General features: G+C 55.8%; 10 protein-coding genes, 1 tRNA gene and 2 pseudogenes. 4 read left to right on the forward strand and 9 right to left on the reverse strand.

Annotation, left to right across the window (positions count from 1 at the left end):
* Positions 1-382: 382 nt before the first annotated feature.
* Positions 383-655: a hypothetical protein gene (locus ACO54Z_RS07495; RefSeq protein WP_485996455.1), complete on the reverse strand. Its 273-nt coding sequence runs from the start codon at positions 653-655 to the stop codon at positions 383-385.
* Between the two features lie 91 nt (positions 656-746).
* Positions 747-1,382 (reverse strand): hypothetical protein, encoded by a 636-nt coding sequence (locus ACO54Z_RS07500; RefSeq protein ID WP_485996456.1) that lies wholly within the window; start codon positions 1,380-1,382, stop codon positions 747-749.
* A 237-nt stretch (positions 1,383-1,619) separates the two neighbouring features.
* On the opposite strand from ACO54Z_RS07500, the gene ACO54Z_RS07505 reads away from it, so the two are divergent.
* Both ACO54Z_RS07505 and ACO54Z_RS07510 read left to right on the forward strand, forming a co-directional pair.
* A complete protein-coding gene (locus ACO54Z_RS07505; protein WP_298080679.1) occupies positions 1,620-2,291 on the forward strand; it encodes a response regulator transcription factor in 672 nt (223 codons plus the stop codon).
* 279 nt (positions 2,292-2,570) lie between these two features.
* Positions 2,571-3,044: pseudogene (locus tag ACO54Z_RS07510) on the forward strand (IS1 family transposase); the annotation flags it as partial.
* Positions 3,045-3,322: 278 nt separating this feature from the next.
* Here ACO54Z_RS07510 and ACO54Z_RS07515 read toward each other — a convergent pair.
* The 5 genes from ACO54Z_RS07515 to ACO54Z_RS07535 form a co-directional block, all read right to left on the reverse strand.
* Positions 3,323-3,778 (reverse strand): DIP1984 family protein, encoded by a 456-nt coding sequence (locus ACO54Z_RS07515; protein WP_298080681.1) that lies wholly within the window; start codon positions 3,776-3,778, stop codon positions 3,323-3,325.
* 19 nt (positions 3,779-3,797) lie between these two features.
* A complete protein-coding gene (locus ACO54Z_RS07520; protein ID WP_485996457.1) occupies positions 3,798-4,457 on the reverse strand; it encodes a phosphoesterase in 660 nt (219 codons plus the stop codon).
* Between the two features lie 4 nt (positions 4,458-4,461).
* On the reverse strand, positions 4,462-5,946 hold the full coding sequence (locus tag ACO54Z_RS07525; RefSeq protein WP_485996458.1) for an RNA ligase: 1,485 nt from the start codon (positions 5,944-5,946) through the stop codon (positions 4,462-4,464).
* A 112-nt stretch (positions 5,947-6,058) separates the two neighbouring features.
* Entirely contained in the window at positions 6,059-7,609 is a 1,551-nt protein-coding gene (locus tag ACO54Z_RS07530; protein ID WP_485996459.1) for a vWA domain-containing protein, read from the reverse strand.
* Between the two features lie 342 nt (positions 7,610-7,951).
* Positions 7,952-8,073, reverse strand: a tRNA-OTHER gene (locus ACO54Z_RS07535).
* Positions 8,074-8,726: 653 nt separating this feature from the next.
* On the opposite strand from ACO54Z_RS07535, the gene ACO54Z_RS07540 reads away from it, so the two are divergent.
* A complete protein-coding gene (locus ACO54Z_RS07540) occupies positions 8,727-9,380 on the forward strand; it encodes a DNA alkylation repair protein (RefSeq protein WP_485996460.1) in 654 nt (217 codons plus the stop codon).
* 71 nt (positions 9,381-9,451) lie between these two features.
* Here ACO54Z_RS07540 and ACO54Z_RS07545 read toward each other — a convergent pair.
* Both ACO54Z_RS07545 and ACO54Z_RS07550 read right to left on the reverse strand, forming a co-directional pair.
* A pseudogene (locus ACO54Z_RS07545) lies at positions 9,452-9,712 on the reverse strand (type II toxin-antitoxin system YafQ family toxin).
* Entirely contained in the window at positions 9,709-9,978 is a 270-nt protein-coding gene (locus ACO54Z_RS07550; protein WP_485996461.1) for a type II toxin-antitoxin system RelB/DinJ family antitoxin, read from the reverse strand. The pseudogene ACO54Z_RS07545 and the gene ACO54Z_RS07550 overlap by 4 nt, the downstream one beginning before the upstream one ends.
* Positions 9,979-10,051: 73 nt before the next feature.
* Here ACO54Z_RS07550 and rtcR point away from each other — a divergent pair, with 73 nt between their 5' ends.
* Positions 10,052-11,665, forward strand: coding sequence for an RNA repair transcriptional activator RtcR (gene rtcR, locus ACO54Z_RS07555; protein WP_485996462.1), 1,614 nt, complete (start codon positions 10,052-10,054; stop codon positions 11,663-11,665).
* The last annotated feature ends 177 nt before the right edge of the window (positions 11,666-11,842 follow it).

Raw genomic sequence — 11,842 nt, forward strand, 5'->3', positions numbered from 1 at the left:
CGTTCCTCGCTAACCCAACCTACGAACGAAATCATTGTGTTACGCCCAATTGCAAACAGCCTCTAAACCGGCTCGTAGGGTGTGTGCCGCAGGCACGCACGCGTTTTCCCCATTTTTACCGCGTGCGTATCGGCTGCGCCGAATATCCCCCCTCCCCCGCAGGGCGAAGCCCGCAGCGGGGGAGGGCCGGGGAGGGGGTGAGCGATATGGCTTGTGAAGTGGAGTTTCGGTTTTCCAATGGATTACCGCCCTCACCCCAACCCCTCTCCCGGAGGGAGAGGGGCTTATCCGCCAAATAGTAAACAACGCCCAGAATCCGCCATAGTGCGGCGGCGGTGGGGCAAGCCCCACCCTACGGCGCGTTTATAGCTATCCCAACGCCTCAATATCGCCGGCGGGCGCTCGCCTGCCCGTCGCACAAGCTGCGGGTGACGAAGTTAAAAAGCAGATACAGGCACAGCACGGCCTTGGCCATGCCGGGCGTTATCGGTGCGATGTCGCCGTGGCGTGCCAACGCGGTCAGAATGAGCCAGAGCGCGGCGCAGGCGATATTTACGGCGAGGACAACCCAGGCAAAGGGGCGGATGCGCAGCGGCGTCAGCAGGGTTTGCGGTTGGCAGGGTTCGCCGTTGCGGGCGCGCCGGGCGCAGCACACGATGTCAGCCGCCGTGTCGTCGTCGCCGAGGGTGGCGTTACCGATTTTGCGGGGTCTGCCGTCGCTGCCGGTGAGAATGAAGTGGCTGTCGTTAGAACCTGTTCAAGATTCCGGGACGAGGTGGGAGCGATGCGGGTTGGGATGGGATGCAAGGCGCAAAACGCAGGCAATGTGGGCTACCTTGCCAAGTTTTGCAACGCCGCAGCCCGCCCAATCCTGCGCACATCCCGACCGTCACGGGATTTTGAACAGGTTCTAGCCACTGATAGAGGCCGGGCGACCGGGTGCGGCTGCTGATGTCGCGCAGGGTTTGCCACGGGATATGGCAGTTGATGTCGCCGTTGGCGAGGTAGGCGCCGCTGAGGAAATGGCCGCGCACGGGCAGGCGGGCAAGATTGCGCTGGCCGGGGTCAGCAAGGGCGAGATGCAGGCCGTCGGGAGCGATGCGTACCAGCGGACGCGCGGTGTGGCGAAAGGTTCGGTTCACCAGCTGGCCGAGGCCGAGGAGGAAGGGCGCGCCGGGAATGAGCAGGAGGAGAATGCCTGGCAGGCTGGCCGTTTGGTCGCTGGCAGGGATGGCCAGGCTGGCGAGACTGGTGCAGAGGACGAGGGTGAGGCTGATGCTGAAGTTGCCTTTGGCGATGACGTGCGGGTGTTTGTACCACTGGCAATGGCGGGCGTCAGATGTTGCGGGCGCAATGTTATAGCCATCCCCCGAAAGCCACATACGGTGTTGCGTCGCCTGACCGGGCACCCTAAAAAATGGCGGAGCCATTTTTTAGGGAAACCCGCGCCGTACAACCGCGTACTGTCTTCGGCGACGCGCCTTGTCTGAAACTTTCGGTGGATGGCTATAAATCATTGCAGACACAAGTAGGGGCGGTTGGCGCAGCGCGTCACCGCCCGTTTGATTTCTACGGGCGGTGATGGCTTTGCCTGATCGCCCCGCACACCAAGAACCCCGATGCGCATCCTCCTTGCCGAAGACGACCGCATGATTGGCGAAGCCGTCCATGCCGGCCTCAAAGACGCCGCCTACGCCGTGGACTGGGTCAAAGACGGCGCGATGGTGCTGCGCGCCGCCGAAAGCGAAAACTACGACCTCATCCTGCTCGACCTCGGCCTGCCGAAAAAAGACGGACTGGACGTGCTTGCCGAACTGCGGCAAAACGCCGCCACCCCGGTACTCATCCTCACCGCGCGCGACGACCTCGACAGCCGCCTGCGCGGCCTCGACGGCGGCGCGGACGACTACCTCGTCAAACCCTTTGAATTGGCAGAACTGCTGGCGCGGATGCGTGCCGTGCTGCGCCGCCACAGTCAGCACAGCGCCAACAACGAACTCGACAACGGCATCATCACCCTGAACCCCGCCACCCGCGAAGCGCGCCGCCACGACGACGGCGAAACGCGCCAGCTCACCGCGCGCGAATACACCATCCTGCACGCGCTGATGCAGCGTCCTGGCCACATCCTCTCGCGCGCCGAGCTGGAAGACAAAACCTACGGCTGGGGCGAAGAAGTGGAAAGCAACGCCATCGACTACCTCATCCACGCGCTGCGTAAAAAACTGGGTGCGGATAGCATCCGCAACGTACGCGGCGTCGGCTGGTGCGTCGCCCGCAACGGCAGGTAGAGGCGATTAGCGCAGCGACAAGTTATTGCTCGCGCAGCGAGAGACCGCCCGCTCGCAACCCGTCCATTCATGACCGCCCTGCAAAACCTGCTGAAACCGCAGAACAGGACTTGCCGCGCCGACACGAACGGTTACGGAAACAAATACGCATCACACCGCCTCCCCGCCCCCCCCCCCCCCCCCGTAGGGGAGGGGCGGGGAGGGATTTATCGTGGCACGCACGCAGACCGCTCATTCATGAGCTCCGGGGACAAAGACATCGGGCATGGAAGCCCGACCTACAGCCGCGGCAAGGTTCAGGCGGCGTTGAAGCGCAGTACCCATCAAATCAGCCCTCAACGCACGCATTACCAGACATTGCAAGTGGATGAATTTTGGACGTTTGTCGGCAAAAAGCGCAACAAAGTCTGGTTGATTTATGCCTATGACCAGGCGGGCGGGGAAATCGTTGCCTATGAATGGGGCAAGCGGGATTTGGCGACGGTTATGCAGCTAAAACAGCGATTAAAAGCATTGGGCGTTACTTATGACCGGATTGCTACGGACAACTGGGCGGCTTTTCTGAAAGCCTTTCAAGATGAGGGGCACCAAGTGGGTAAACAATATACCGTCGGCATTGAGGGGAACAACTGCCGTTTACGCCAACGGATACGCCGTGCGGTGCGTAAAACCTGCTGTTTTTCCAAGAAGATGTTCTATCACGTTAAGGCATTTGCCATCGGTTTTTTCTATATCAATTACGGGCGCGTTTGAGGCAGCATACTTTTTAGGACACCACCAAAATTAATACAGCAAAGCAAAGAACCGCCTTTTCGGCGGTTTTTTCATTTTAACGCTGTCAAACCCCGAACCCACCCTCACTGGCACAGACCAACACATGGTAGTCATCAATACGCAATACACCTTACACCATGACATGTACGGGGCAATCACAGTAATGGGGGACTTCCCCTTAGGCTGCCCTTCGCCATGCGATGATATTTTTCTTGGTTTTGTGTTCGCTTCTTTGCCAGTTACCAAACAGCTTTAATTCAATTTAATTCATTCGACCAATTCGCCTGCTGCACTAAAATATCCAATTGGCGGCAGCTTTGCGCCAATTTGTCCGCTTCTTTACGAAGCTCTGCAATATTTACCGCGGACACATAGCGCAATTCGCTGCGGCTATAGCGGGAATTATCCGGCATTGCCGCTTCGCACAAAGCAATTAGCATCGAACATTCCCGTATCAAGCCATCGCGGCGGGCAAGTGCTTCTAGCATCGGTGTACCATCTGCCAAGACAATTTGCTGATTGCTGCGGTTAATAGCAACGACTAATGTTTCCAGCCGTTCGGCACAGCGGCGATATTCTTTCAGCAATTCCGCGACGGATTCCGCCGGCGTTTCGCCTTCCTGATAAAGGGCATTTTGTTTCATCCGCTCACGAATTTGCACCAATCTGCGCTGCAAATCGGCGCGTTCCATTAAGGCTTCAGCCAATTTCATGAATTTCTCCTGTATTTATTTAGTGATAATTCAGCCGCAATAATTCTGCCCAAATTTCTTCTTTGGCATCTTTCAGGTCTTTGCTTTTTACGGTAATTGCCGCTTCGTCATGATGCGCCACTTTGGGCAAACGCGCCAAAAATTCTTCAATATCCTGCGGTATGAGAAAACGGCCATGCAAATCATAGCCGACATTAAGCAAGCGCCCCGGAACTTTCGCCATGCGGTCATGCAAATGACCATAGAGGTGATACCAACCTTTATGGCAGCCGTCCCATTCCTGTATCGGGTAATGAAAAAGAATAAGCGGCTCGCTCATCATTTCCAGATGCAGTTTCAAATAATGCTGCACCGATGCCAATATGGGCTGGCCATCATTTTTAAGCGTCGTCAGGAAATATTTGTTGTTCTTCATAATCACGTTGTCGTGATTGCCGTATATCAAATGATGCTGCCCATTCAAGCGGCGCAATACTTTCGCAATGGCGGTAATATCGCGCGCAAAGGAGAGGTCGCCGAGGTTATAGACAATATCTTCCGGTTGTACGGTTTCATTCCAGTAGCGAATCAGCGCCTCATTCATTTCGTCCACATCACCATATTGGCGGAATTGCGGGCAGAATTTGGCAATATTTTGATGCGAGAAATGCAGGTCGGAGGTGAAATAGATGTTGCACATGGGGTTACTCAATCATGTTTTCCAGATAGCGCTGGATAAAGGCGATTTTTTCCTGCTCACCCAGCGTGTTGAAGGTGTCGCGTTGTTCGCACAGGTAATCCACCAGCGGATAGTATTCTTCATCGACGTGCTTTTTGTCCAGTTTGCGTCCCAAGCTGTTTTCATTGCTGCGGCCAAAGAATTTGGAAACGAGGTAATACGGCGATTTCAGTTTGAACAGCGTTTCTTTCGTTTCGGCATCAAAGACCATAAAGCCTTCGTGTTTGACGGTTTTCAGCAGCGCTTTCAGTTCGCCAAAGGTGATATTTTCCAGCATCGGCGGGCGCTGCAAGCCGTATGCAGCAGCGATTTTATTGACTTCGTCTTCGCGGAAATGGCGGCCAGTCGCCACATCTATCACGCCAATCAGCGTTTCGCCCAATCTTTCCTGAATGATATGCACGTCTTTGGCGTCGGTGATTTCAAAAAGGAAGGTATGGTTTGGATATGCCTTAAATAATGCTTCATATTGATGGCAATGGCTTTCTACCATTTTGGCAAAATCGCTATCGAGTGAGCCGGTGGTGGAATAAATCACTTGATGATTGAATGCCGCCGCATGGCTTGGGTGTTCCGGCGGCAATGCCACATAAGTACAGCAGCCGAGGAAGCCGTTGATTTTGACGACGGCATCGACGCGCTGCGCGTCGTCAAGATGCAGCGGGTATTTGCTGTTTTTTGCGATGCGTTCGGAGTAGTTAAATTGTTTTTTGAACGGGCGAACAATGATGCGGTTATGGTTATCTATTACCAGGCCGCGCATTTCCCGCAATGCTTCGTCAAAGCGGTTATCGTAAAACACATTGCGCTTGTATTTCAGCACGGAGAGTTCCGGGTAACGCTTGGTTATTTTTGCGACGAAATCGCGCCGTCCCAGGCGCAGGTATTTTTCCGTCACCCAGGTGTGTTGGTTTTCGTCGTAATCGAGTTCACGTTGGCTGAATTGTTGCATTTCTTCTATCAGGGCAGCGGTTTCAGCATTCATCGGTTGCATTGCCTTGACGTGGATTTCTTCGCGCAGGCGGTTGTTGTTTAATTTGATATAGGCGGCGAGGACATCCGCTTCTTTCACGCCGTGGTGATTTGGGTAAAAGTTATGCAGACGATAGACTTCGACCAGCAATCCATGTTTGCGCGCCTGCTGCATCAGGTGAATGCAGGCGGAGCCTTTTTGGTTGGTGTTGGAATTGATGATGAGCATGGGCTGCTGCGGGTTTTGTTGCGCCCGTTTGCAGGCGTTTAACATCATTGCCTGTCCCTTGCGTTGTGCCTGTTCGATGCCATCCACAGTAAAGCGGTAATTGCCGTTTTCGTCGGTCATTAACAAATCGTTTTCGATGTGGATGATTTCCGCATCCGGGTATTGTTTTTGGAAGACGTTGATTTGTTCTTGCGCGAAGGTGCTTTTGCCTGAGCCTTGGTGACCGCGCAGGAGGATGAATTTTTGCATGGGTTCTTTTTTAGTATTGGTTAAAACGTAGGGGCGGTTAGCGTAGCGTAACCGCCCGCAGCCATAAATTGGGCGGTTACGGCTTCGCCTAACCGCCCCTACCATTTGGGCATCAAGCCGCTTTTTCCGCAATCCGGATTTTCTCGATCATTTCTACCCAAAAATCCGCGCTGTTGTTTTGTGCGGCGAAGGCGCCGAGCAAATGAAATACTTGATCGGAGAAGCCGCCAATATTCAATATGTCATGCCGGTTGCGTGCCTGCACGGTCGCATAGGGCTGGATGTCAAGGCAGACCAGTTTTGCCTGCGGGCAGCGTTCCTTGATTTTGTCCCATTCTGCCAGCATCGCGCTGTTTTTGCCGCGTGCCACATCCGCCCACGATTCGTTGTCGGAAATCATCAGCAGCAAATCGACCGGCGCTTTTTCGCGGTTCAGCCATGCCAGCGGTGCGCTGCACGATGTGCCACCGCCGCAGAGTTGTGCCAGTTTTTCCGCGTTGGTCATGATGCTGTCGCGCGGATTGAGCTGGATTTTGGCGACACGGGTGTCAAACGGCAGTACGCGCGCCTGCGGGTTGTGGCGCAGCATGGCGGCGGAGACCAGCGCGGCGACATCGACGCAGCGGGTCGCGCTGGTCGCGCCTTGGCGGTAACCCGTTACCGAGCTGTTCATCGAGCCGGAGACGTCCGGGCAGACGACGATGTTGCCAGCAAGGCGCGGCACGTTCTGCACCGCGATTTCCATCGCGTCTTGCAGCGCCTCGCGGATGGCGGGCGGCAGCGCGCTGTCCGCCGCCTGATAGGCGGTCAGCAATTGGTAGGGCATGACACGCGCTTTGGCAATCGCGCTGGCGTCGGTGAGCTTTGCTACCACTTCCCACACGATACTGTCATCACGGAACACGCCGTGGCGGGCGAAGGTGTTGAGGCTTTGCCGTACCTGCTGCCATGAGCCATTGTGCGCGATTTGCGCCCAGGCGGCGGTGTCCAGCTCCAGCGCGGTCAGCAGTTGGAACGGCACGTCCGGCAATTTGCCGCTGCGCTGGGCTTTGTAGTCTTCAAAGGCGCGGGTCAGCGGCGGCAGTGCGGCGCGTTCGTAGGGTTTGCCAATCAGCCAGGCGAACCAGGCGGCGCGCCAGGCTTCGCGCGGCTTCGGATGCACCATTTTCACCACATCGGCGAGTGAAGGATTATTGCCAATCGCCGCCTGCAATAATTGTTTTTCATTGGCGGCAAGCAGCCATTGTTGAATCAGTTTTTTCGGGCGGCTGCCGAATGATTTGCGCCCGGTTACACCACTGCGCACCATTTGTGCGAAATTACGCAGCATTTTGCCGTTATCAATGACGCGGTCGAATATTTGCGCGCACAAGGCAACATCGCGTTCGGCAAGCATTGCCAATAATAATGCGGGCATATCTTTCATATAGCCGCGTTCGCGCGCATAGATTGCCGTTTTCGCAATAAAAAGCAGTTCTACTTTTTGCGCAATATTTAATATTTGTTCTAGTTGGGTTTCGGCGGAGGCATAGAAAGTATCATTAAAGCAGCCGGTCGCGGCGAGTTGCGCCAGTTGCTGTTTCGGAGAAAGCGTATAGGCGCGGACACCGGCTTCGTTACGGGTATCGGTTTTTTTGGATGAAAAGATATGGAAATTGGCCATGATTTATTCTCCTGGTAATAAAAGTGGCGACCAGTAATGGCAAGACAAATAACGTGGGAAGTTGTAGTCCTGCCGGCATTCGCCAGGCGGGCGACAACAGGGACAAGATTTGCAGGAATCGAACCTGCGATAACCAATGTAATCCTGTCGGCATTCGCCCAAAACGAATGACAAGTTAAAGGCAAGATTGGTGCAATCTCCAAAAGATGTAATCCTGCCCGCATTCATTCGCAAACGGTTGCGGCGCGGCGGTAAAAACCACCGCACCAGAAATTCAAAAACCCGACAACGAGGGTTTGAAGAAATAAACAGTCATCGTCTTGCCCGTTAGACTATCCTGCAAGGCAGGAGCAGGACTCGAACCTGCATTTACGACCCCCATGTAATTCCTTCCGCATTTGCCGGGGTGCGGGCAACCAGGGTTGGAGAAACGTTTTCGTGCTCTACCGCTGAGCTACCCTGCCATTGAAGTGGCAGGGGCGGGACTCGAACCCGCGACCACGAGCTTAAGAGGCTGACCTCGCTGCCCGTTTGTATCCCATGCAAGCGATTTCATTTTTCCGCAGAAGGAAGGGTTTTCTTCTGCGGGTTGTTGCATGGAACACAAACGGGGCCCGCTGCGTTCCTCCGGCATTTGCCCACAAGCGGCGCAGACGCCAACGAGGGTGCAGGAAATGCTCACATACTCTACCTGGCTGAGTTACCTGCCGGCGAACCGGCAGGGCGGGACTCGAACCCGCGACCCTGTCATTGTAATTTCCTGCGCATCTGGCGCTGCGGTTATCCGCTACAAGCTGCAAGCAACTTGCACTAACCCTATTGCCCGAAACGTGCCAGCGCCGCTGGCGTGCAAAAATACTTTCACAACACGCTAAAAACAAAGGAGAAAAAACCATGCCAACCGTCCTCGCTCGCCGCCCTACCCTACCCTAAAACGCGAAAAATATAGAAAATAATCCTATGAAATAGAAAAATAGCTATAACATAGTGCCATGCAACTCGTCCTCTTCTATCGCCACCCACAAATCGCTCGAACCGCCGAACCTCGCCGAAGGCTTTAACGCGATTTACTGCGTCTGCCCTGAGCCGTTGCATAGCTATCTTACGGAGAAATTTGATGAAATATGACGATTTCGTCCGCCTGCTCACGCCGCTCGCCAACCCGTTGCGTGCCGCGCAAATGCAGGCGTACATGAAAAACCGCTTTCCTTTCCTCGGTATCCCCAAACCGCAGCTTAAAGCGACGCTTAAGCCACATCTCAAGGCCGCCGCGCGCGAAGGCGTGGATTGGCAGACGATTGATGCCTGCTGGCAGGCGGAAGCGCGCGAATACCAGTATGCCGCGCTGGAACTGTTGCGCGCCGTGCAGAAGCAGCTCACCCCGGCTGACTTGCCGTGCCTGCACCGCCTCATCACGACGAAATCGTGGTGGGACACCATCGACTTTCTCGACCGCATTGTCGGTGGCATTGCCCTGCGTTATCCCGAAATCCATGCGGTGATTCTCGACTGGAGCCGTGATGAAAATATCTGGTTGCGCCGCATCGCCATTGGCCACCAATTACTGCGCAAAGAAAAAACCGATACCGAACTACTGGCACAGATTCTTGATAACAACCTCGGACAAAGCGAATTTTTCATTAACAAGGCAATTGGCTGGGCATTGCGTGATTACAGCAAAACCAATCCCGCATGGGTGCGGGAATATATAGAAAGCCGCCGCGAAAAAATGGCGGCGTTGAGTATAAAAGAGGCGGGCAAGTATCTATAAAAAAGCAGGGCGGTTAGACGCTTGCGTCGTAACCGCCCGGAAAAACAATGGATGATGCGCCGCGGCGAACTTTATAAATCCAGTTCACTATGACTACCCAAACGCACCAGTTCCAGCACATTATCGTATTTGCGATAAATCAACACCAAATCCGGCTTAACATGACAATCATGAAAATCTTGTCAATTGCCACTCAAGGAATGATCAACGCAGCGTGGTGGCAATGCCTCATCATTCAGCAACTTGTAAAGAATCTCTATCCATCCCGCCGACAATTCGCCGCAACGTTTATAGTCGCGGCGGAATTGCTTGGTCATTGCCAGCGTCCTCATTCTTCATCCGCAGTATCAAGCGCCTTGAATAATTCCTCCGGCGTTGCAAAATGCTCAACCTCGCCACGCCGCGCGGCTTCCATTGCCGCAACCGTCGTTTCATTTGGTGTACTTACCGGAAAAGGAATGGACTGGGTAACACTCACTTGCCGCAAAAATAACCGGATTGCTTGCGCAGGTTTAATACCCAGGCGCTCAAACACCGCAAAAGCACGCGCCTTTTCCTCCGCATCAATGCGGAACTGATACATGGTGGACTGATTCATAAAAATAACTCCGTAGTGAAAATGTCCTGCCAGTGTAATGACAAAACCCACTCGTATCTACCCACCCACAACCATGGCCCCAAAAAACCGCGTCGTTATCAGTTTCCTCGGCACCCAACTGGACGCTGGCGGCGGTGAAGGCCGCTGGCACAAATGGCGGCCGAACGTCGCCATGAACCAGCGCAATGACCTCATCCTCGACCGCATCGAACTCTTCTACGCCGACAAATACCGCCCGCTGGCCGACCTCGTCCGCGCCGACATCCGCGACCGCGCGCCGCACACCGCCGTCAATCTGGTGCAGATGGAGCTCACCAACCCTTGGGATTTCAGCGAAGTCTATACCCGCCTGCACGACTGGGCAGCGGACTATCCCTTTGATACCGAAAAAGAAGAATACTGGGTGCATATCACCACCGGCACCCACGTCGCGCAAATCTGCCTGTTCCTCCTCGTCGAATCACGGCAGATTCCCGGACTCTTGCTGCAAACCGCGCCGCCGAAAAACCAGAAACGGCAAATGGCGCGCGGCGACGTCGGCACCTACGAACTGATTGACCTTGACCTCGCCCGCTACGACGCGCTTGCCGCCCGCCTTGCCGCCGTGCGCGACGACGCCGTGCGCTATCTGAAAAGCGGCATCGCCACCCGCAACCCGGCGTTCAACCGCATGATTGCCGAAATTGAGCAGGTCGCGCTCAACTCGCCCTCGCCCATCCTCCTCACCGGCCCGACCGGCGCGGGCAAATCGATGCTGGCGCGGCGGATTTTTGAACTGAAAAAGGCGCGACACCAGGTGCGCGGCGTCTTCGTTGATGTGAACTGCGCCACCCTGCGCGGCGACGGCGCGGCCTCTGCCTTGTTCGGCCACAAGAAAGGCGCGTACACCGGAGCGGTGGAAAAGCGCGATGGTTATTTGAAAAGCGCCGACGGCGGCGTACTGTTTTTGGACGAAATCGGTGAGCTGGGGCTGGACGAGCAGGCGATGCTGTTGAAAGCGCTGGAAGAAAAACGCTTCTACCCGGTCGGCAGCGACCAGGAAAGCGAAAGCCATTTCCAGCTCATCGCCGGCACCAACCGCGACCTGCGTGCGGACGTGCGCGAAGGCCGCTTCCGCGAAGACCTCTACGCGCGCATCAACATCTGGAACTACCCACTGCCCGCGTTGGCAGAGCGGCGCGAGGACATCGAGCCGAACATCGCGCACCAGCTCGCCCTCGTCTCGCAGGAGCTAGGGCGCACCACCCGCTTCAACAAGGAAGCGCACGCCGCCTACCTCGCCTACGCCCTCTCGCCGCAGGCGGCGTGGCGCGGCAATTTCCGCGATTTGGCAGCGAGCATCATGCGCCTCGCCACGCTGGCACCGCAGGGGCGCATTACCCGCGAACTGGTGGACGCGGAAATCGCCCGCCTGCAATACCTGTGGCAGGAGGAACGCCCCGCCGCGAGCGCGCTGCCCGCCGCCATAGACGCCGACGCGCTTGACCTGTTTGAGCGCCTGCAACTGGAGGCGGTGATTAACATCTGCCGCCAGCACAAAAGCCTCGCCGCCGCCGGGCGCGCGCTTTACAACGTCTCGCGCGAACAGCTCGCCAGAACCAACGACAGCGACCGCCTGCGCAAATACCTGCAAAAATACGGCCTGACTTGGGTAGATGTGCAGGGTGAGAACGAAGGGGCTGCTTGACTATTCGGATGTACGGCGAGGCGGCGCGCCTTGTCTGAAACTTTCGGTGGATGGCTATAAACAGCCTTTAGAACCTGTTTAAAATCCCCCTCCCCTGCAGGCGAAGCCCGCAGCGGGCGGGCCCCACGCAAAATGCATCCGCATTTTGCGTGGGGCCCGGGGGAGGGTCGGGGAGGG

The sequence above is a fragment of the Cardiobacterium sp. genome (genome assembly GCF_057314735.1).

What these genes read in the sequence shown, in the direction of transcription:
- ACO54Z_RS07520 (WP_485996457.1), bottom strand. Translation starts at nt 4,457, where the DNA reads ATGTGCAACATCTATTTCACCTCCGACCTGCATTTCTCGCATCAAAAT.
- ACO54Z_RS07540 (WP_485996460.1), top strand. Translation starts at nt 8,727, where the DNA reads ATGAAATATGACGATTTCGTCCGCCTGCTCACGCCGCTCGCCAACCCG.
- ACO54Z_RS07515 (WP_298080681.1), bottom strand. Translation starts at nt 3,778, where the DNA reads ATGAAATTGGCTGAAGCCTTAATGGAACGCGCCGATTTGCAGCGCAGA.
- rtcR (WP_485996462.1), top strand. Translation starts at nt 10,052, where the DNA reads ATGGCCCCAAAAAACCGCGTCGTTATCAGTTTCCTCGGCACCCAACTG.
- ACO54Z_RS07525 (WP_485996458.1), bottom strand. Translation starts at nt 5,946, where the DNA reads ATGCAAAAATTCATCCTCCTGCGCGGTCACCAAGGCTCAGGCAAAAGC.
- ACO54Z_RS07530 (WP_485996459.1), bottom strand. Translation starts at nt 7,609, where the DNA reads ATGGCCAATTTCCATATCTTTTCATCCAAAAAAACCGATACCCGTAAC.
- ACO54Z_RS07505 (WP_298080679.1), top strand. Translation starts at nt 1,620, where the DNA reads ATGCGCATCCTCCTTGCCGAAGACGACCGCATGATTGGCGAAGCCGTC.
- ACO54Z_RS07550 (WP_485996461.1), bottom strand. Translation starts at nt 9,978, where the DNA reads ATGAATCAGTCCACCATGTATCAGTTCCGCATTGATGCGGAGGAAAAG.
- ACO54Z_RS07500 (WP_485996456.1), bottom strand. Translation starts at nt 1,382, where the DNA reads ATGTGGCTTTCGGGGGATGGCTATAACATTGCGCCCGCAACATCTGAC.